Below are 19267 nucleotides of genomic sequence, written 5' to 3'. Positions count from 1 at the left end.
AGATCAGGGTGGATTAACCCGCGAAAACGGGCAGAAATTCCGCGAAGCGATTTTGTCCCGCGGGAACAGTACTGATTTGGCTGAACTTTATCGCCAGTGGAGCGGGCGCGATCCCCGTATGGAGCCGATGCTGGAACATCGTGGTTTGAGCGCGTAAGGCACTGTCAGTAAAAAAAATTGAGCCGGGCGTGATGCCCGGTCTTATCTTACTGTTCATTATTGCACCTGATAAGATTTATTCTCAAATAAAAAATTACATAAATTTTCTTTTTTATCGTTAAGATGATTGCATCAGAAACGTTCGAACAGGGAGGAAGATCGTGATGATGAGAAATACGATGGAAATAGATGCAATTTTGATCGAGTTGAACAAGTCAATTGATGCCCACTATAAATGGCTGGTGAATATGTTCCGTTGCGCAGTAACCTCGAATGCTACGCAACCAGATATCATGGGTGACAACGCGCATTTTGTTTGCCAATTTGGACAGTGGCTTAATAATCAATCGCTGCGCAATGAAGATGATTGTAGCTATGTGAATAAGATAAATACTGTTCATGAAAAAATGCATTTATCAGGCAAGGATTTGCTATTGGCAATACTGGAGAAACGGAGTTATCCATGGCATTTCACCAAATTCGAGGACGCGTTACTGGCATTTACGTCTGCTGTAATGGACTATAAAATATATTTGCTGAGTATCCGGAGCAATATCGACATATTAACAGGCTTACCGGGCAGAAGAATGCTCGATGAGTCTTTTGACCAACAGTTAATCGATGCCGAACCGCTTAACCTTTATATATTGCTGCTGGATATCGACCGTTTTAAACACGTTAATGATACGTATGGCCATCTTGTGGGGGACGTAGTATTACGCGCTCTGGCAGCAAATTTTCTGGCATGGACGCGATATGATGAACAAGCTTACCGCTACGGTGGCGAAGAGTTCATTATCATCATCCGAACGAAAACTGATGAGCAGGCCCGCCAGGCTGGGTTGCGATTGTGTCAGCTTGTTGGCCAGCAAAAAATCCCTTACGCAGATGGAGAGATCGCTATCACCGTAACGGGCGGTATCACCAGAGCTCAGCGGGATGAGAAATTAGATACCGCTCTTGGACGGGCTGACAGAGCGATGTACCAGGGAAAACAGAGCGGCAGAAATCGCTGTATGTTTATGGATGAACGCGAGCAGATCACCCTGGTTAACGCCAGTGATGGACTTTCGTTCCACCTCAGCGCGTGAGATTCACCTAAGCTGTTTTGCGTTAGTTACGTTTCGTTTAGCTTTCATTGGGGTTGCCGATGATAGGTTAGCCAGATATCCGTTATCTTCGCAGGGAATTGCCAGATAGCGTATAAAGCAAAACACAAATCTATCCATGCAAGCATTTACCGCTGGTTTATCCGGCGGTTTTTTTTATTGATGGCCAGGGAAAAGGTGCAGGAAAGGCGATTCAGGTAAAAAAATGGCCCCTTGTGCAGTGACGCTACAAGGGGCCGGTTCGGTGCAGGACTATCGTCGTTCATCAATCATCCCATCTGTGGCTAAAATACGCGGCCAGAAAACCGGAAAATAAAATAATTCCCAGAACAGCCATAAAAATATTCATATTACCCAGCATAGTAAATGCTCCTTTATCTGTGAGTTTCCTCTCTTACCTTAAGTTCACCTCGCTTATGACTATAGTAGCAATTGCAACTTAAACAAAGGCTGAACTGTATGATTATTTCGTCTGAAATGTAAAAAATTGACGCGATTTTGTCGGGGAAAATAAATAATAGTGACAAGGCGCGCTTATCCTCGGCAAATTAACCACGATTTTATGCTGAGTGCAAAGTCATTGTTATACGACCCCCATGCAAATTGTTGCACGGTTATAATGCAACGCTGTCTCATGGTGGTTCAATTTTCCTGGCGATCCGCCTTACTGGCGAAATATTTTCATCCAGCCACTGAACTGTACTACTCTAATGCTTTGATTTTATATGGTGTTTTAATATCTGGCATCGTTTTTGCCTTATCACTTCTGAATCCCCTTAATTTGCACCGTTTTGTCTGCCCGGCTGCACCGGAGCTTTCAGCGAATCTAATTTCAGGAGTGAAACTATGCAGCGTCGTACAATTTTAAAAGCTTTTGCGTTATCGGCCTCCGTTATGGCAATGGGCATGAGTTTTAGCGTCCAGGCGGCTGACACTATTAAAGTGGGCATCATGCATTCGTTATCCGGAACGATGGCGATTTCCGAAACGCCGTTGAAAGATGTGGCGTTGATGACTATTGACGAAATCAATGCGCAGGGCGGCGTGTTGGGCAAAAAGCTGGAGCCGGTGGTGGTTGATCCAGCCTCGAACTGGCCTTTATTTGCTGAAAAAGCTCGACAGTTGCTGAGTCAGGACAAAGTAGCGGCGGTGTTCGGGTGCTGGACATCGGTTTCGCGTAAATCGGTGTTACCGGTATTCGAGGAATTAAATGGTTTGCTGTTTTATCCGGTGCAGTATGAAGGCGAGGAAATGTCGCCTAACGTCTTTTATACCGGCGCGGCGCCTAATCAGCAGGCGATCCCGGCTGTTGAGTATCTGATGAGTGAGGACGGCGGCAGTGCGAAACGCTTCTTCCTGCTGGGGACTGATTATGTTTATCCGCGCACGACTAATAAAATTCTCCGTGCCTTTTTGCATTCGAAAGGCGTTGCCGATAAAGACATCGAAGAGGTGTATACCCCGTTTGGACACAGTGATTATCAGACCATTGTCGCCAGCATTAAAAAATTCGCCGCAGGGGGAAAAACGGCGGTGGTCTCAACCATCAATGGTGATTCTAATGTTCCATTCTATAAAGAGTTAGCGAACCAGGGGCTGAAAGCCACCGATGTTCCGGTGGTGGCCTTCTCCGTAGGTGAGGAAGAATTGCGCGGTATTGATACGAAACCATTGGTAGGTAACCTTGCCGCCTGGAACTACTTTGAGTCCGTGGATAATGCGGCTAACAAGAAGTTTGTTGCGGATTACCGGGCGTATGCCAAAGCGCACAAATTACCGAATGCGGATTCGGTTGTGACAAACGACCCAATGGAAGCCACCTGGGTTGGTCTGCATATGTGGGCACAGGCAGTAGAAAAAGCCGGAACTACCGATGTGGATAAAGTCCGTGCTGCAATGGCAGGGCAATCATTCGCCGCGCCATCTGGCTTTACCCTCACGATGGATGCCACCAACCATCATCTGCACAAACCCGTCATGATTGGCGAGATTGAAAGTAATGGTCAGTTTAACGTGGTGTGGCAAACCGATGAGCCGGTTCGCGCCCAGCCGTGGAGCCCGTATATCGCCGGCAATGATAAAAAATCTGAACAACCCGTAAAAACCGCCAGCAACTGATCTTATGCCCTCCTACGGGAGGGCAACGCTTAGGAGAATGCTCATGAAAGTCATGCGCTTTATTCGTGGTGTGATGTTGCTGACGTGGTTTTTGCCGTGGATAGCGCAGGCATCAGATGCCGATACTTTTACCGCTGCCAACCGGGCGCAGCAAGCCACCTTGCTTGAACAATGGGCGATGAATCCCGACCTTCAGCGTTTACCCGTGCTTAAGGCGCTGCGAGATGAAAACCTGCTGACCGATAATGCGAAACATGCGTTTGTCATGGACGGGGCGCGAGCACAACCGCTGGGGACGGCGACAGGTCCTGACGGCGAGCTAAAAAAAGTCCGTCTGACTAACCGACTGCGCAATCTTGTCGCCGGAACGCTGGCTGCGCATCAACTTTTAAGTGACAGTGTCACGGTTAGGGCTGATGCCGCACGCATATTACAGCGTGAGGCGATGCCTGGCATGCTGCCATTTTTACAGCAACGACTGGCGCAGGAATCGGATGCTGACGTGAAATCTGCACTGGTTATTGCGCTGGCTAACCTGCAACTGACCAGTGCATCACCAGAGGTCAGGCGGCAGGCAATTGAACTGTTGGGGGCGTCAAACGACCCTGAAACCCAGGCGAAATTACAACCTTTCACCCGTGCAGAGCATGAACCTGATGCCCGCGTTCGCGCTGCCGCCGACGAAAGTCTGAATTCCATCGCACACCGCATGAAGGTTGGCGAGCTTCTTGGACAGGCCTTTATGGGACTGTCTCTGGGCTCGATTTTGCTACTGGCGGCACTGGGTCTGGCGATTACTTACGGGTTACTCGGCGTCATCAATATGGCGCATGGCGAGATGTTAATGCTCGGCGCTTACTGTACCTGGATGGTGCAACAGTTGATGGGGCAGTTTCTCCCGCAATGGTTAGCCTGGTATCCGGTCATTGCGCTTCCGGTCGCCTTTTTACTTACCGCGGCAGTAGGAATGTTGCTGGAGCGCGGCGTGATCCGCCATTTATATGGCCGTCCGCTTGAAACACTGCTGGCGACATGGGGGATCAGTCTGATGCTAATCCAGTTGGTGCGAATGACCTTTGGCGCGCAGAACCTCGAAGTCGCCAATCCGACATGGCTTTCCGGGGGAATTCAGGTCTATGCCAATCTGATTTTGCCGTGGAACCGAATTGTGGTGCTTGGCTTTGCCATGCTGGTGCTGTTCTTCACCTGGCTATTGTTGAATAAAACCCGTCTGGGGCTGCGTGTGCGCGCGGTGACGCAAAACCGCAATATGGCGGCCTGCTGCGGCGTGCCTACCGGGCGAGTCGATATGCTGGCCTTTGGACTGGGTTCAGGGATTGCCGGGCTGGGTGGCGTGGCGCTGTCGCAGCTGGGTAACGTGGGGCCGGAGCTGGGGCAAAGTTACATTATTGATTCGTTTCTGGTGGTGGTGCTTGGCGGCGTTGGACAACTCGCCGGGAGTGTGGCAGCGGCGTTTGGTCTCGGGATCTTCAATAAAATTCTTGAGCCTCAGGTGGGGGCTGTTCTCGGCAAAATTATGATCCTCGTGCTGATCATTCTGTTTATCCAGAAACGACCTCAGGGACTTTTCGCATTGAAAGGGAGGGTTATTGACTAATGACTATGCCAATGACATTAACGCTGGCACGAAAAGCGCCGCGCGTGACGCGCATCCTGGGACTGTTTTTGCTGCTGGCGCTCATTATTCTGCCATTTCTGGCGCTACTCCCCGCGGATCATCCGCTGGCAATCTCCGTCTGGACGCTGACGCTGGCCGGGAAAATCCTGTGTTATGCCATTGTGGCGGTGGCACTGGATCTGGTGTGGGGCTATGCCGGAATGCTTTCACTGGGTCATGGCATTTTCTTTGCGCTGGGGGGATATGCGATGGGGATGTACCTGATGCGTCAGGCCTCCGGCGAAGGACTACCGGCTTTTATGTCGTTTCTGTCGTGGACCGAACTGCCCTGGTTTTGGTGGGGAACGCAACATTTTATCTGGGCTATGCTGCTGGTTGTGCTGGTGCCCGGCCTGCTGGCGCTGGTGTTTGGCTGGTTTGCCTTTCGCTCAAAAATCAAGGGCGTCTATTTCTCTATCATGACTCAGGCCCTGACTTTCGCAGGCATGTTGCTGTTTTTCCGTAACGAAACCGGGTTTGGTGGAAATAACGGTTTCACCGGATTTACCACTATTCTGGGGTTCCCCGTGACCGCGACCTCAACCCGTATCGCGCTGTTTCTGGCGACGGTGATGCTACTGGTGCTGGCGTTATGGCTGGGACTGGCGCTGGCGCGCAGTAAGTTTGGTCGTATCCTGACCGCCGTGCGCGATGCCGAGAATCGGCTGATGTTCTGTGGCTATGATCCGAAAGGTTTCAAGCTGCTGGTGTGGACGCTTTCCGCTGTATTGTGCGGGCTGGCTGGTGCGCTGTATGTTCCGCAGGTGGGCATCATTAACCCCAGCGAAATGTCACCGACCAACTCGATTGAAGCGGCGATTTGGGTCGCCCTCGGCGGTCGCGGAACCCTGATTGGCCCGGTTTTTGGCGCTGTGTTGGTGAACGGCGCTAAAAGTCTGTTTACGGTGATCATGCCCGAATACTGGCAACTGTTTCTTGGTCTGATTTTTATTGGCGTTACGCTGTTTTTACCCCGTGGCGTGATTGGTCTGTTTCGCAAAGGAGACAAATAATGCAGCCAGATGAAGGTCTTTTTACCCGCCAGTTGCCAGGGGACAGATTTCGCAATCAAACCGACCCGGTGTTACAGCTGGAAAAAATCAACGTGAACTTTGATGGGTTTCAGGCGCTAACGGATCTCACGCTCAATATTGGCGTAGGGGAACTGCGCTGCATTATTGGTCCTAATGGCGCCGGAAAAACGACGTTGATGGATGTCATTACCGGCAAAACCAGGCCGCAAAGCGGTCGTGCGATTTACGATCAGTCTATTGATTTAATGACGTTTGATTCTATTGCCATTGCGCGCCAGGGGATTGGACGAAAATTTCAGAAGCCCACGGTATTTGAAGCGCTAACGGTGGCGGAGAATCTGGAGCTGGCACTGAAAAATGATAAATCAGTTTGGGGTTCTTTACGGGCTCGCCTTTCGGGTGAACAACGGGATCGCATTGATGAAATGCTGGCGCTGTTACGTCTGGGCAACGATCGCGAACGCCGTGCCGGGCTGCTTTCGCACGGACAAAAACAGTTTCTTGAGATCGGCATGCTGCTGGTCCAGGAGCCGCATTTACTACTGCTTGATGAGCCGGCTGCAGGGATGACCGATGCGGAGACGGAATACACCGCGGAGCTGTTTCGCCAGCTTGCCGGAAAGCACTCGCTGATGGTTGTTGAGCATGACATGGGATTTGTCGAGACGATTGCTGACCATGTCACGGTGCTGCATCAGGGGCGAGTACTGGCCGAAGGGAGCCTGCGCGATGTGCAGGCCAATGAGCAGGTTATTGAAGTTTATCTTGGACGGTAAGGAGGGCTGATGCTACAGGTTAATGAACTGAATCAATATTATGGCGGCAGCCATATTCTGCGTGGCGTGAGCTTTGAAGCGCGTATCGGCGAAGTGACGTGTCTGCTGGGGCGTAACGGCGTAGGAAAAACAACGCTACTAAAATGCCTGATGGGACTTATTCCTGCCCGCAGTGGAAGCGTGCTCTGGCAGGAAAAAAATGTCACGCACTGGAAGCCACATCAACGGGTCAGAGCTGGTGTGGCGTACGTACCGCAGGGCCGCGATATTTTTCCGCGGCTGACAGTGGAAGAGAACCTGTTGCTGGGCCTTTCCCGCTTTTCAGCACAGGACGCCCGGCGCGTGCCGGATGATATTTACGCGCTATTTCCAGTGCTACAGGAGATGAAGTATCGACGGGGCGGAGATTTGTCCGGCGGACAGCAGCAGCAACTGGCTATTGGACGGGCGCTGGCCAGTCGCCCGCAGTTGTTGATCCTTGATGAGCCGACCGAGGGGATCCAGCCGTCAGTAATTAAAGAGATTGGTCAGGTTATTTCTCAACTGGCGCACCGGGGCGATATGGCCATTTTGCTGGTGGAACAGTTCTATGATTTTGCGCAGCAGCTGGCTGACAAATACCTGCTTATGTCGCGCGGAAGTATTATTCAAAGCGGTTTCGGCGAGAATATGGAATCTGAGGGAGTACGAGGGCTGGTGGCCATTTGAGATACGCGACAGAACCACTCTGGCTCTGTCGCGATGACAATCAGCAGACTACCGTCTGATCCCAGGGTTTGGCGCGCATACCCTTTATCATTAACGCCCAGGCAAGGACAATCGCCACGATCAGTGCAACAAACAGCGACCACGGCGGTAATGTGGTCAAAATAACACCACTGACCAATGGATTTACCGCGGCGCCAAGCCAGCCCAGCGACTGGGCGGAAAAATAGCTGGCTTTCATTCCAGCCGGGGCGATGTTATCGATCAGCATGTATTCGCCTGGGGCGTAAATGACCTCGCCGATCGTGAAAAGGGCAGCCGAAATACCCCAGAACCACAGGCTGTTGCCGGAAAACATGAAGCCAACCAGACCGAGCACAAAGAAGATTGTGCCTATTGTCATCAGCGGTCGAATGTTAGCGGCAGTGATCCTGCGTCCGAGGGCATATTGCAGCGATACCACAATGGCGGCATTGACGGGCAGAACGACCGCTACCACTTTTTCGGCAAAATCACCGTTGGCGACCACCATCACGTATTGCGAAATACAGGAAGCAAATGCGCCGCCAACAAATGACGCCAGAAATGCCGACAACGTGAACCAACACAATGCTCTGTCGCGCAGGAGCACCGAGGGTGACCAAACCGCGGCGTTTGAACTTTCTGATGCTGCATTGGAACGTTTTACCCACGTCTGGATAAACACCAGTGGTAAAGCCGAGCAGGCGGCCGCCAGCCAGAACGGTAAGTTAATACTTTGCATCACCAGTAGCGTGCCCAGCGGGGGGCCAACGGTCCAGCCGATGTTCAGCACGGTATAGTTAAGCGAGAAAATTTTCGTTTTGTTGGTGGCAGAGAGATTATCGGCAAACCAGGCTTTCAGCACCGTTGCGAAGACGGAGTAGGCGCAGTTGATCAGGGCGAAGAGCAGTACCACCACCACCACGTTATGCACCAGTGGGATCGCAATAAAACCAGAGGCAAAACCGCAGATAGCCAGCAGCATGTAGCGTTTTTTATCGAACTTGTCGGCCAGAATACCAAAGCCAAGGCTGAAAACGACGCCAATAGTCAGGGCGACCGTCATCGCATAACCGATCAGATCGACGCTCAGGTTATACTGCCGACTGAGGTAAATCGTCATAAATGGCAGCGTAGCGCCACGCCCAATGGTTAATAGCAAAGATGATGCAAGTAACGCGAGAGTGGACCGTCTCAGAGAGATATTCATTTTCCTGCCCGATAATGCATGTTGTTATGTTTTTTTTAGATATCAGAAACAAATAGCATGGTAAAAGTGTGATGTACACCCAATAAGTTGTCGGAAAATGCCCTCAGCAGCCTACCTGAATTAATGATCTGTTCCGGTACAATGATTTCCGTTACCTTAACTTGTTTACAAAAATTTAATATTTACAAGGGCGGTGGTATGTCACGTAAAGACGGGTTGTTAGCGTTGCTGGTCGTCGTCGTTTGGGGCCTGAACTTTGTCGTCATTAAAGTGGGTCTGCACAATATGCCGCCATTGATGCTGGCAGGATTGCGTTTTTTACTGGTGGCGTTTCCGGCAATATTCTTTATTGCCCGCCCGAAAATCCCGCTTTCGCTGTTACTTGGTTATGGCCTGACTATCAGTTTTGGGCAGTTCGCGTTTCTCTTTAGCGCCATCAAATTCGGTATGCCTGCCGGATTAGCTTCTCTGGTATTACAGGCTCAGGCATTTTTCACCATCATCCTGGGGGCATTCGCTTTTGGCGAGCGTTTGCACGGGAAACAGCTGGTAGGAATTGCGCTGGCCGTGTTTGGCGTACTGGTACTGATTGAAGCCAGTCTGAACGGACAGCATGTCGGCATGCTCGGTTTTATGCTGACGCTGGCGGCAGCGCTAAGCTGGGCCTGCGGCAATATCTTTAACAAAAAAATAATGCAGCATACGGCGCGTCCGGCGGTGATGTCGCTGGTCGTGTGGAGCGCCTTAATTCCCATTATTCCGTTCTTTTTGGCATCCGCACTGCTTGATGGTCCGACACAAATTGTGCAGAGTCTGGTGGCGATAGATATGACCACCATTTTGTCACTGGTTTATCTGGCGTTTGTGGCGACCATAGTGGGTTACGGCATCTGGGGGGCTTTGCTCGGACGTTATGAAACCTGGCGGGTAGCGCCGCTGTCGCTGTTAGTGCCCGTTGTCGGTCTGGCGAGTGCGGTCGTGCTGCTGGATGAAACGCTCACGGGTTTGCAACTGCTGGGTGCGCTGCTGATTATGGCTGGGCTGTATATTAATGTGTTTGGCTTTCGTTTGCGCAAGATAGCGCAGGTGAGAGGGTAATAAAAAGCCCCGCCGTGACGGGGCAAAAACGAATTACAGGTTGCGCGTATTGTAATAAGGCACACCCAATTCGTCGGACTTATCGCTGCCGGCACCCATATGATTAAAATCGAACGGGGACTGATCGTGCGCAGGGGGCATAATCATCGCGTCACGGCTGTTCTGGGTGGCTGGTTGCGCGGTCTGTTCCGCCATGCTCTGGCCCGAAACAATCAACAGCAGGGCCAGCATCGCATAAGACAGAATTTTCATCATTTCCTCGGTTACGTCGTTTGGCGATTAGCAATTACACTGATTGAGCGGAAGCAAATAGCGTGACTCGCCGTGCATATTGGTCATACGGTATTTATGCGGCGGAACATCAAAATAGTTTTTGAACGTTCTGGTCAGGGTTTGCTGAGACTCAAAGCCGTAACGTTCCGCCAGGTAAAGAATCGGCTCGTTACTTTCTTTTAATTTTTGCGCTATTTCAGTCATTTTACGGCTGCGGATGTATTGACCCAGTGAATGACCGGTTTCTTTTTTAAACATCCGTTGCAGGTGCCATTTGGAGTAACCTGAACGCTCAGACACTTTTTCCAGCGAGAGCGGCGATTCAAGGTTATTTTCGATCCAGTCCAAAATGCTATGAATAGTGATTGTGTCAGTATTGCGTCTGGACATCGTCATACCTCTTTTCTGTTTACGGCAGAATTCTCTTAAGCAAATGCTCAAGCGTGGCTACTTCATCCGCCGTTAAGTTTTTTGTTAGTTCCTGGTGCAGGTCTTGCCCGACTAATTGGTGACACTGCTCGCAAATTGCTGCGCCATGCTCGGTGAGTTTCACCAGCACGCCACGCTTATCGTGTGGATTCGGAAGCCTTTCTATCCAGCCTTTACAGGCCAGTCTGTCCAGCATCCGCGTCAGGGCGCCAAGATCGACAGACAGCACTTTTTTCAATTCGACAGGGGTGATGCACACCGCGCAACGGATGGAGCAGAGCACTTTGAACTGTGATGCCGTGATATCCAGCGGTGACAGATAGTCGTTTAGCAAACGATCTTTTTTCTGATTAACCATGTAGATCAAACGCCCCAGTGGGATGATTTCGTTAAACAGATCACTGGTGCTTTTCACAATGGTTGCCCTGGCAAGTAGTTAGTCACGGCTGATATTATTGCTTAGGCAAATATAAGTCAAATAAATGGGGCGGAAAATGCCACGTTTTGCTAAATCCGCAGGCTCATCAACAGATGTATATAATTTTAACAGTTTGATAATTATGGCTTATAGGTGCAGGTGAAAAATGAATCCTTACACCGTGAAAATGGCTTATCTCTCGGGTTTCACCTTATACTTGCCGTTGACGATTAACGCACAGGAAAGATGACATTATGATGGACTTGTTTAAAGCAATAGGACTGGGGCTGGTAGTCCTGTTACCGTTGGCAAACCCGTTAACCACCGTGGCGTTGTTCCTTGGCCTTGCTGGTAACATGAATAGCGCGGAGCGTAACCGTCAGTCTCTGATGGCGTCTGTGTATGTGTTTGCCATCATGATGGTGGCGTACTATGCCGGACAACTGGTGATGAATACCTTCGGGATTTCAATCCCCGGATTACGAATTGCGGGTGGGTTAATCGTTGCGTTTATCGGTTTTCGGATGTTGTTTCCACAACAAAAGGCGCATGAGTCTCCTGAGGCGAAAAGCAAGTCAGAGGAGCTGGAAGATGAACCGACTGCCAATATTGCATTTGTACCGCTGGCAATGCCAAGCACCGCCGGTCCGGGCACGATAGCAATGATCATCAGCTCGGCGTCAACCGTCCGTCATGGCTCCGAATTTCCTGATTGGGTAATTATGGTTGCGCCGCCGATAATTTTTGCAGTTGTCGGCGTTATCCTGTGGGGGTGTTTACGCAGTTCTGGTGGGATTATGCGCCTGGTAGGCAAAGGCGGCATAGAAGCTATTTCGCGTCTGATGGGCTTCCTGCTGGTGTGTATGGGCGTGCAGTTTATTATTAACGGCGTGCTGGAAATTATTAAAACTTACGCTTAAAAAAACGGGCCCGGTATTGTTTTACCAGGCCCGTTTTTTATGAATGTTGAGGCCGCTCTTCGAGCGATACTGGCCATTTACGAAAGATAATCACCGACCATACCAACGCGACAACGGCAGGCACTGCGCCTGTATAACCAATCGTTGACATCGACCAGTGCAAACTCACCTGATTTCCCACCAGCGCGCCAGCGCCAATGCCGATATTAAAGATACCGGAGAACAGCGCCATTGCGACATCGGTGGCATCCGGGGCCAGCGCCAGCACTTTTACCTGCATGCCAAGGCCGATCAACATAATCGCGATGCCCCAGAAAATACTCAGGATGGCGAGGTGCATTTCGCTGTCAGCGGCTGGTAGCAGCAGCACCAGACACAGCGTCAGCAGGGCAATGGCGCTACTGATAAGCATGGACGCATGAAGGTTACCCAGTTTGCCAAATATCACACTACCAATAATACCCGCGCCGCCCAGAATCAGTAGCAGCACGGTAGCAAAGTTGGCACTCAGTCCGGCGACGGTCTGTACAAACGGTTCAATGTAGCTATAAGCCGTGTAGTGGGCGGTGACCACAATCACCGTCAGCACATACAGACTCATCAATGCCGGACGGTGGAATAACACCGGCAAACTTTTAAGTGAACCGGAGTGTTCGCTGGGCAATTTAGGCAGTAACTTAATCAGGCAGAGCAGGGTGACTAACGCCCCCATGCCGATGGCAAAGAACGTGGTGCGCCAGCCAAAATACTGACCGACGATACGCCCGATAGGCAGACCCAGCACCATTGCCAGCGCGGTGCCGGTAGCAATCAGGCTAAGCGCCTGCGCGCGTTTTCCTGCCGGGGCCAGACGAATTGCCAGCGATGCAGTAATGGACCAGAAAATAGCGTGCGCAAAGGCGATACCAATGCGGCTAATCACCAGCACGGTGAAATTCCAGGCCAGGAAAGAGAGTACATGGCTGGCGATGAACACGACAAACAGACAGATCAGCAGCTTGCGTCGTTCCACCTGGCTGGTGAGCAGCATGAAGGGAAGCGACATTAAGGCAACAACCCAGGCGTAGATCGTCAGCATGATCCCGACCTGAGCGGTCTGCATATTAAAACTTTGTGCAATGTCGGACAGCAAACCGACAGGGACAAACTCTGTGGTATTGAAAATAAAACCGGCAATGGCGAGCGTAACTACACGTAGCCACGCCACTTTGCGGGAAACAGTGTCTGTTGTCATAGTGAATCAGTGGATTAGCTGCGAAAAGGTAAGATCGCGATCTTAAAACGTTTGCTGGTGAAAATACAATCATTTCGTGATGCGGATCTCATTTTTACAGCTGCGGGTTCAATACCTCAATAAAGGCTTCCAGTTGCCTCGTCATCGCCCCCCTTCGCCAGACCAGCCACGTATTCAGCCAGCGCCAGTTTTCGCTCAATGGCCAGGCGTTGACCTGATGGTGTCCGGGCATACTCTCCAGCATCGAACGTGGAATCAGCGCGATACCCGCACCGGCAATAACGCAGGCCAGCATCCCATGGTATGACTCCATTTCATGAATGGTACCCGGCATGGCGCGATCAGCATGAAACCAGCTTTCAAAATGTCGGCGGTAGGAACAGTTGGCGCGAAACGCGTAAATACTGCAGCCGTTGACGTCGCTGGCCCGCTGGATGGGAGGGTGACCGTGTGGGGTGACAATCATCATCTCTTCACGATAGACCGGAATACCCTCAAGTCCGGGGTGGGTAATAGGGCCATCGGCAAAGGCAGCGTTCAGCGTGCCGTCGAGCACGCCGTCCAGCATGGTGCCAGAGGGACCTGTCGCCAGTGCAAACTGAATTTTCGGGTACCGTTGGTTATATTCAGCCAGCGTTGCAGGAATACGCACCGCGGCGGTGCTTTCCAGCGATCCGAGCGAAAACAAGCCCTGCGGTTCATCCCCGGCGACCACCATTCTCGCTTCCTCAACCAGCGCCAGGATCCGCTGACTGTAGCGTAAAAAGTTGTGCCCGGAGGGGGAAAGCCGCAGGCGCTGGTTTTCACGAATAAACAGATCGACGCCAAGATCGGCCTCAAGTTGGCGTATACGGGTAGTGAGATTGGACGGCACGCGGTGCACCTTCGCTGCGGCCTGCGTAATGCTGCCGGTCTCCGCGACGGCATTGAACATTTCCAGTTGCGTCAGATCCATAATATTCTCTAATCGTGAATGGTGTGGTTAATATTATTCATTTTTCAGAAAGAGTAAATATGCTCATGATATAACCATACCCTGCGATAAAGAGAGGCATCTATGACTATCACAGCAGCAACACATGCTATTTCGGTTGATCCTACCAGCGGTGAAAGACTGACGGCGATGCCGTGGGCCAGCACTGAAGAGATTGCTCAGGCACTGAGTCTTGCAGCAAGTGGCTACAGTGAATGGAAACAGACTACCGTCGCGCACCGCGCGCATACGCTGCGTCATATCGGCCAGGCCCTGCGTAATCGCGCGGAAGAGATGGCGCAGTGTATTTCACGTGAAATGGGTAAACCCATCAAACAGGCTCGGGGTGAAGTCGCCAAGTCAGCCGCGTTGTGTGACTGGTACGCCGAACATGGACCCGCGATGCTGAACCCGGAGCCCACGCTGGTGGAAAATAACCAGGCGGTGATTGAGTATCGCCCGCTTGGAACTATTCTGGCGATCATGCCGTGGAATTTCCCGCTGTGGCAGGTGCTGCGTGGCGCCATTCCGATTCTGCTGGCCGGAAATGGCTATTTGTTAAAGCATGCGCCTAACGTAACCGGCTGTGCTGCGATTATTGCACAGGTTTTTGCTGATGCAGGCGTACCAGCCGGTGTTTACGGTTGGATCAATGCCGATAACGCCGGCGTCAGTCAGATGATTAACGACCCGCGCATCGCGGCAGTCACGGTAACGGGGAGCGTACGCGCCGGTGCGGCGATTGGTGCACAGGCGGGTGCGGCGCTGAAAAAATGCGTACTTGAACTGGGTGGTTCCGATCCGTTTATTGTCCTCAATGATGCCGATCTCGATCTGGCCGTTAAAGCGGCAGTCGCCGGACGTTATCAGAATACCGGGCAGGTTTGTGCGGCAGCAAAACGCTTTATTATCGAAGAAGGGATTGCAGAAGAATTTACTGCCCGTTTTGTGGCGGCCGCGAGCGCGCTCAAAATGGGCGATCCGTTAAACGAAGAAAATGACCTTGGACCGATGGCGCGATTTGATCTGCGTGATGAACTTCATCAGCAGGTTGAAGCGTCCCTGGCCGAAGGGGCAAAGTTACTTCTTGGCGGTGAAAAAATAGCAGGTCAGGGCAATTACTATGCCGTGACGGTACTGGACGGCGTAACGCCAGAAATGACGGCTTTCCGTCAGGAGCTGTTTGGTCCGGTTGCGGCGATCACCGTTGCCAGGAATGCGGAACATGCTCTGGCGCTGGCGAATGACAGTGATTTTGGATTATCCGCCACGGTGTTCACTGCGGATGACGCGCTGGCCCAGAAGATGGCCTCTCGTCTGGAGTGTGGAGGCGTATTCATCAATGGTTACAGCGCCAGCGATGCCCGTGTAGCGTTTGGCGGCGTGAAGAAAAGTGGTTTTGGTCGCGAGCTTTCGCATTTTGGCCTGCATGAATTTTGTAATGTGCAGACCGTCTGGAAAAACCGCCTCTGAAGGTGCGGGTGCCTCCGTCGGGGGGCACCTGTCTGGTCTCGCATATTTTTGTCATTGACTCTTCGTCCGCTGACATCTAATGGTCTGACGCAGCGTATTCAGCTCTGTTATACTCGCAGGCCTTTCATACCTGCGAGCAAGGAGCATGTTGTGGCCAGGGCCATGGACAATTCAATTTTAGAGACCATTGTACAGCAGGTTCGTCCGCTGATTGGTCAGGGTAAAGTCGCTGATTATATTCCTGCGTTAGCCTCTGTCGACGGATCAAAACTGGGCATCGCCATCTGTACCGTCGATGGGCAGCACTATCAGGCAGGGGATGCACAAGAGCGCTTTTCTATTCAGTCGATTTCGAAGGTATTAAGCCTGGTCGTGGCGATGCGTCACTATCAGGAAGAGGAGATCTGGCAACGCGTTGGCAAAGATCCGTCCGGTCATCCATTTAATTCCCTGGTGCAGTTGGAACTGGAGCAGGGTATCCCGCGTAATCCCTTTATTAACGCCGGGGCGCTGGTGGTTTGCGACATGCTGCAAGGGCGTCTGAGCGCACCACGTCAACGGATGCTGGAAGTGGTCCGGGCATTAAGCGGCGTCCCGGATATCGCCTACGATGCGACGGTGGCGCGATCAGAGTTTGAGCATTCCGCACGTAACGCGGCTATTGCCTGGTTGATGAAATCGTTCGGCAATTTTAACCATGACGTGACCACTGTGTTGCAAAACTATTTTCACTACTGCGCATTGAAAATGAGCTGTGTGGAACTGGCGCGAACCTTCGTATTTTTGGCGAATCAGGGCCATGCCTTCCATCTTGAGGAGCCCGTAGTGACGCCGATGCAGGCCCGACAAATCAACGCGCTGATGGCGACCAGTGGGATGTATCAGAACGCAGGGGAATTTGCCTGGCGGGTTGGGTTGCCGGCAAAATCTGGTGTGGGTGGCGGTATCGTGGCCATCGTTCCGCACGAGATGGCGATTGCTGTCTGGAGTCCGGAACTGGACCCAGCGGGAAATTCACTGGCGGGTATCGCCGCGCTGGAGCAACTAACGCAACAAATGGGGCGTTCGGTTTACTGATGAATACGCTCGATCCTCTTTTTGCCCGGCTGGCGAAATCGACGTTTCGCTCGCGGTTTCGCCTCGGCCAGAAAGAAAGGCAGTATTGTCTGGATAAAGGCGCGCCGGTTATTGAACAACATGCAGCCGATTTTATTGCCAAACGGCTGGCTCCCGCTTTTCCCGCTAATGATGGGAAGCAGACGCCAATGCGTGGTCACCCGGTTTTTATCGCGCAGCACGCGACGGCGACCTGCTGTCGGGGGTGTCTGGCAAAATGGCATGACATTCCTCAGGGTGTGGCGCTTAACGAACAACAGCAACGTTACGTTGTCACGGTTATTTATCACTGGTTAGTGATTCAAATGAACAAGCCATAGATAACATTATCCTATGATACAACCCCTTGTGTTATGTAATTGTTAAAAGCATGCTAAGGGGGTCAATCTAAGGAGAAAAAATGGCTTCCTGCAAACCCTGCTTCGTGCTGAATGCGGCCCAGATTCTGTCGAGAATCGACGAGCTCAGCGATGTCCTTGAACAGTGCGTCAATGATGGCGCCTCCGTCAGCTTTATGCTGCCTTTTAATCGTGAGAAATCACGGCCTTTCTGGATGAACGTCGCGCAAAGCGTTGCCCGTGGGGAAAGACTCGTTCTTGGCGCCCAAAATGCCCAGGGAACGCTTGTCGGTACCGTCCAGCTCATTATCGATCAACCTGAAAACCAACCTCATCGCGCCGATGTCGCTAAGCTGCTGGTTCATACTTCTGCGCGGCGGAGCGGGATTGCCCGGGAACTGATGAACGAGCTGGAAAGTTATGCGCGTCAAAGGGGCAAAACGCTGCTGGTGCTTGATACGGCGACGGGCAGTGGCGCGGAGTTGTTCTACCACAAGTGTGGGTGGCAAAAAGCAGGAGTGATACCTGACTATGCCAAAATGCCTGACGGGACGCTGACCGGGACCACACTTTTTTATAAAACTCTCTAATTTGTCGCTGGGGATTGATCAAAACAGGGTTTCAATGTATTAAAGTTTGCTAACCTATTGGACCAATTCAATCAGGTTGTATGACTAATTAAAAAGGGAACCCATTGTGCAAACTTTAAATCGTCGCGATTTCCCCGGTGCTCAGTATCCTGAACGCATTATTCAGTTTGGTGAAGGAAACTTCCTGCGCGCCTTCGTTGACTGGCAAGTCGATCTGCTGAATGAGCATACCGATCTTAACTCTGGTGTGGTCATTGTCCGACCTATCGAAAGTACTTTCCCTCCATCACTGAGTACACAGGACGGCCTTTATACCACCATCATTCGTGGTTTGAATGAGAAGGGCGAGGCCGTGAGCGACGCCCGTTTAATTCGTTCGGTTAACCGCGAGATCAGCGTCTATAGTGAGTACGATGAGTTCCTGAAGCTGGCGCATAACCCTGATATGCGTTTTGTTTTCTCCAATACCACCGAAGCCGGCATCAGCTATCATGCTGGTGATAAGTTTGAGGATGCGCCAGCGGTGAGTTATCCGGCCAAACTGACCCGACTGCTGTTCGAGCGTTTCAGCCATTTTAATGGCGCGTCGGATAAAGGCTGGATAATCATTCCTTGTGAACTGATTGATTACAATGGTGATGCGCTGCGTGAACTGGTTCTGCGCTATGCCCAGGAGTGGGCATTGCCGGAAGCATTTATCCAATGGCTGGATCAGGCCAACGCCTTTTGCTCCACGCTGGTGGACCGTATTGTCACCGGCTATCCACGTGATGAAGTCGCGAAGCTTGAAGCGGAACTGGGTTATCACGATGCGTTTCTGGACACCGCAGAACACTTCTATCTGTTTGTTATCCAGGGGCCGAAGTCATTAGCCGCTGAGTTGCGTCTGGATAAATATCCGCTGAATGTCCTGATTGTTGATGACATCAAACCGTATAAAGAACGGAAAGTGGCGATTCTCAACGGCGCACATACCGCATTGGTTCCCGTTGCCTGGCAGGCTGGGTTGGATACCGTGGGGGAGGCCATGAATGACGCGGAGATTCGCGCCTTCGTGGAAAAAGCGATCTATGAAGAAATTATTCCAGTGCTGGATTTACCACGCGATGAGCTGGCGTCTTTTGCCAGCGCGGTGACAGGTAGATTCTGCAATCCGTATATCAAACATCAGTTGTTGTCGATTGCCCTGAACGGCATGACTAAATTCCGCACTCGCATCTTGCCGCAACTGCTGGCAGGGCAACAGGCCAGCGGTAAACTGCCTGCGCGTCTGACTTTTGCGCTTGCCGCGTTGATTGCGTTCTACCGTGGTGAGCGTAACGGTGAGTCTTACCCGGTTCAGGATGATGCGCACTGGATGACGCGTTTTCAACAGCTATGGTCCCAGCATCATGACCGGCAGATAAGTACCGAAGAGCTGGTTAAAGCTGTGCTGGCCGTTACAGAACACTGGGAACAGGATCTGACAGAAGTTTCCGGACTGGTAGAACAGGTTACTGCCGATCTGGATAGCATTCTGCTAAAAGGCATGCGCGAAGCCGTTAAACCACTGTGCTAATACGCAGACCCGGCTCAGGCCGGGTTTTTTACAGATC

21 protein-coding genes are annotated in these 19267 nt (G+C 51.6%); 14 read left to right on the top strand and 7 right to left on the bottom strand.

Annotation, left to right across the window (positions count from 1 at the left end; translation table 11 throughout):
- A partial coding sequence (locus tag KQJ18_RS12615) for a M3 family metallopeptidase (protein ID WP_216422061.1) occupies positions 1–157 on the top strand: 157 nt, incomplete at its 5' end.
- 166 nt (positions 158–323) lie between these two features.
- Positions 324–1250: a diguanylate cyclase gene (locus KQJ18_RS12610; RefSeq protein WP_087856385.1), complete on the top strand. Its 927-nt coding sequence runs from the start codon at positions 324–326 to the stop codon at positions 1248–1250.
- A 283-nt stretch (positions 1251–1533) separates the two neighbouring features.
- Here KQJ18_RS12610 and mgtS read toward each other — a convergent pair whose 3' ends face one another.
- Positions 1534–1629 carry a protein MgtS gene (mgtS, locus tag KQJ18_RS12605; RefSeq protein ID WP_003032406.1) on the bottom strand — a complete coding sequence of 32 codons (96 nt, stop codon included), beginning with the start codon at positions 1627–1629 and terminating at the stop codon, positions 1534–1536.
- A 485-nt stretch (positions 1630–2114) separates the two neighbouring features.
- On the opposite strand from mgtS, the gene urtA reads away from it, so the two are divergent.
- Genes urtA through urtE form a run of 5 tightly spaced genes read left to right on the top strand, consistent with a single transcriptional unit; the run spans position 2115 to position 7582 of the window.
- Positions 2115–3386: an urea ABC transporter substrate-binding protein gene (urtA, locus tag KQJ18_RS12600; RefSeq protein ID WP_038640537.1), complete on the top strand. Its 1272-nt coding sequence runs from the start codon at positions 2115–2117 to the stop codon at positions 3384–3386.
- Between the two features lie 43 nt (positions 3387–3429).
- Entirely contained in the window at positions 3430–5004 is a 1575-nt protein-coding gene (gene urtB / locus KQJ18_RS12595; protein ID WP_216422060.1) for an urea ABC transporter permease subunit UrtB, read from the top strand.
- Complete coding sequence (gene urtC / locus KQJ18_RS12590; RefSeq protein ID WP_006684597.1) at positions 5004–6077, top strand: urea ABC transporter permease subunit UrtC; 1074 nt, start codon at positions 5004–5006, stop codon at positions 6075–6077. Before urtB ends, urtC begins: the two co-directional genes overlap by 1 nt.
- Positions 6077–6874, top strand: coding sequence for an urea ABC transporter ATP-binding protein UrtD (gene urtD, locus KQJ18_RS12585; protein ID WP_137347266.1), 798 nt, complete (start codon positions 6077–6079; stop codon positions 6872–6874). The genes urtC and urtD overlap by 1 nt, the downstream gene beginning before the upstream one ends.
- 9 nt (positions 6875–6883) lie before the next feature.
- Positions 6884–7582 carry an urea ABC transporter ATP-binding subunit UrtE gene (gene urtE / locus KQJ18_RS12580; protein ID WP_121529040.1) on the top strand — a complete coding sequence of 233 codons (699 nt, stop codon included), beginning with the start codon at positions 6884–6886 and terminating at the stop codon, positions 7580–7582.
- Positions 7583–7622: 40 nt separating this feature from the next.
- Here the strand turns inward: urtE and ydeE are convergent, their stop codons facing one another.
- The gene (gene ydeE / locus KQJ18_RS12575) at positions 7623–8810 is read right to left on the bottom strand and encodes an efflux MFS transporter YdeE (protein WP_204525113.1); all 1188 of its coding nucleotides are present in this window, start codon (positions 8808–8810) and stop codon (positions 7623–7625) included.
- Positions 8811–9008: 198 nt separating this feature from the next.
- Here ydeE and eamA point away from each other — a divergent pair, with 198 nt between their 5' ends.
- Positions 9009–9908: an O-acetylserine/cysteine exporter gene (gene eamA, locus KQJ18_RS12570; RefSeq protein ID WP_085048235.1), complete on the top strand. Its 900-nt coding sequence runs from the start codon at positions 9009–9011 to the stop codon at positions 9906–9908.
- 33 nt (positions 9909–9941) lie between these two features.
- Here the strand turns inward: eamA and marB are convergent, their stop codons facing one another.
- The 3 genes from marB to marR are packed head-to-tail and all read right to left on the bottom strand — an operon-like array spanning position 9942 to position 11025.
- Positions 9942–10160 carry a multiple antibiotic resistance protein MarB gene (gene marB, locus KQJ18_RS12565; RefSeq protein WP_069325030.1) on the bottom strand — a complete coding sequence of 73 codons (219 nt, stop codon included), beginning with the start codon at positions 10158–10160 and terminating at the stop codon, positions 9942–9944.
- A gap of 27 nt (positions 10161–10187) precedes the next feature.
- On the bottom strand, positions 10188–10571 hold the full coding sequence (gene marA, locus KQJ18_RS12560) for an MDR efflux pump AcrAB transcriptional activator MarA (protein ID WP_003032424.1): 384 nt from the start codon (positions 10569–10571) through the stop codon (positions 10188–10190).
- Positions 10572–10590: 19 nt separating this feature from the next.
- Entirely contained in the window at positions 10591–11025 is a 435-nt protein-coding gene (gene marR, locus KQJ18_RS12555) for a multiple antibiotic resistance transcriptional regulator MarR (protein WP_042308445.1), read from the bottom strand.
- Positions 11026–11282: 257 nt separating this feature from the next.
- On the opposite strand from marR, the gene KQJ18_RS12550 reads away from it, so the two are divergent.
- The gene (locus KQJ18_RS12550) at positions 11283–11948 is read left to right on the top strand and encodes a MarC family NAAT transporter (protein ID WP_061381352.1); all 666 of its coding nucleotides are present in this window, start codon (positions 11283–11285) and stop codon (positions 11946–11948) included.
- Positions 11949–11985: 37 nt separating this feature from the next.
- Here KQJ18_RS12550 and KQJ18_RS12545 read toward each other — a convergent pair whose 3' ends face one another.
- Together KQJ18_RS12545 and KQJ18_RS12540 are read right to left on the bottom strand one after the other, a co-directional pair.
- Complete coding sequence (locus KQJ18_RS12545) at positions 11986–13182, bottom strand: sugar transporter (RefSeq protein ID WP_085048233.1); 1197 nt, start codon at positions 13180–13182, stop codon at positions 11986–11988.
- Positions 13183–13276: 94 nt separating this feature from the next.
- The gene (locus tag KQJ18_RS12540) at positions 13277–14137 is read right to left on the bottom strand and encodes a LysR family transcriptional regulator (RefSeq protein WP_038640556.1); all 861 of its coding nucleotides are present in this window, start codon (positions 14135–14137) and stop codon (positions 13277–13279) included.
- Positions 14138–14239: 102 nt separating this feature from the next.
- On the opposite strand from KQJ18_RS12540, the gene sad reads away from it, so the two are divergent.
- The 5 genes from sad to KQJ18_RS12515 all read left to right on the top strand — a co-directional run bounded on the left by sad (position 14240) and on the right by KQJ18_RS12515 (position 19230).
- Positions 14240–15628 carry a succinate-semialdehyde dehydrogenase gene (gene sad / locus KQJ18_RS12535; RefSeq protein WP_216422059.1) on the top strand — a complete coding sequence of 463 codons (1389 nt, stop codon included), beginning with the start codon at positions 14240–14242 and terminating at the stop codon, positions 15626–15628.
- Positions 15629–15778: 150 nt separating this feature from the next.
- Positions 15779–16705, top strand: a complete 927-nt coding sequence (gene glsB / locus KQJ18_RS12530; RefSeq protein WP_038640560.1) for a glutaminase B — start codon at positions 15779–15781, stop codon at positions 16703–16705.
- Positions 16705–17064, top strand: a complete 360-nt coding sequence (locus KQJ18_RS12525) for a DUF4186 domain-containing protein (RefSeq protein WP_038640562.1) — start codon at positions 16705–16707, stop codon at positions 17062–17064. The genes glsB and KQJ18_RS12525 overlap by 1 nt, the downstream gene beginning before the upstream one ends.
- A gap of 80 nt (positions 17065–17144) precedes the next feature.
- A complete protein-coding gene (locus tag KQJ18_RS12520) occupies positions 17145–17672 on the top strand; it encodes a GNAT family N-acetyltransferase (RefSeq protein WP_216422058.1) in 528 nt (175 codons plus the stop codon).
- A gap of 106 nt (positions 17673–17778) precedes the next feature.
- Complete coding sequence (locus KQJ18_RS12515) at positions 17779–19230, top strand: tagaturonate reductase (RefSeq protein WP_069325035.1); 1452 nt, start codon at positions 17779–17781, stop codon at positions 19228–19230.
- Positions 19231–19267 lie beyond the last annotated feature (37 nt).

This window comes from Citrobacter sp. S55_ASV_140 (genome assembly GCF_018919505.1).
In the GTDB taxonomy this organism is placed as follows: domain Bacteria; phylum Pseudomonadota; class Gammaproteobacteria; order Enterobacterales; family Enterobacteriaceae; genus Citrobacter; species Citrobacter werkmanii.
Note: the sequence above shows the minus strand (reverse complement) of the source record. Positions and strands in the feature narration are given on the sequence as shown.

Coding starts and splice junctions, on each gene's coding strand:
- KQJ18_RS12550 (WP_061381352.1), top strand. CDS start 11,283: ATGATGGACTTGTTTAAAGCAATAGGACTGGGGCTGGTAGTCCTGTTA.
- eamA (WP_085048235.1), top strand. CDS start 9,009: ATGTCACGTAAAGACGGGTTGTTAGCGTTGCTGGTCGTCGTCGTTTGG.
- sad (WP_216422059.1), top strand. CDS start 14,240: ATGACTATCACAGCAGCAACACATGCTATTTCGGTTGATCCTACCAGC.
- KQJ18_RS12545 (WP_085048233.1), bottom strand. CDS start 13,182: ATGACAACAGACACTGTTTCCCGCAAAGTGGCGTGGCTACGTGTAGTT.
- urtE (WP_121529040.1), top strand. CDS start 6,884: ATGCTACAGGTTAATGAACTGAATCAATATTATGGCGGCAGCCATATT.
- mgtS (WP_003032406.1), bottom strand. CDS start 1,629: ATGCTGGGTAATATGAATATTTTTATGGCTGTTCTGGGAATTATTTTA.
- urtA (WP_038640537.1), top strand. CDS start 2,115: ATGCAGCGTCGTACAATTTTAAAAGCTTTTGCGTTATCGGCCTCCGTT.
- KQJ18_RS12520 (WP_216422058.1), top strand. CDS start 17,145: ATGGCTTCCTGCAAACCCTGCTTCGTGCTGAATGCGGCCCAGATTCTG.
- KQJ18_RS12525 (WP_038640562.1), top strand. CDS start 16,705: ATGAATACGCTCGATCCTCTTTTTGCCCGGCTGGCGAAATCGACGTTT.
- ydeE (WP_204525113.1), bottom strand. CDS start 8,810: ATGAATATCTCTCTGAGACGGTCCACTCTCGCGTTACTTGCATCATCT.
- urtC (WP_006684597.1), top strand. CDS start 5,004: ATGACTATGCCAATGACATTAACGCTGGCACGAAAAGCGCCGCGCGTG.
- marB (WP_069325030.1), bottom strand. CDS start 10,160: ATGAAAATTCTGTCTTATGCGATGCTGGCCCTGCTGTTGATTGTTTCG.
- urtB (WP_216422060.1), top strand. CDS start 3,430: ATGAAAGTCATGCGCTTTATTCGTGGTGTGATGTTGCTGACGTGGTTT.
- marA (WP_003032424.1), bottom strand. CDS start 10,571: ATGTCCAGACGCAATACTGACACAATCACTATTCATAGCATTTTGGAC.
- urtD (WP_137347266.1), top strand. CDS start 6,077: ATGCAGCCAGATGAAGGTCTTTTTACCCGCCAGTTGCCAGGGGACAGA.
- KQJ18_RS12610 (WP_087856385.1), top strand. CDS start 324: ATGATGAGAAATACGATGGAAATAGATGCAATTTTGATCGAGTTGAAC.
- KQJ18_RS12540 (WP_038640556.1), bottom strand. CDS start 14,137: ATGGATCTGACGCAACTGGAAATGTTCAATGCCGTCGCGGAGACCGGC.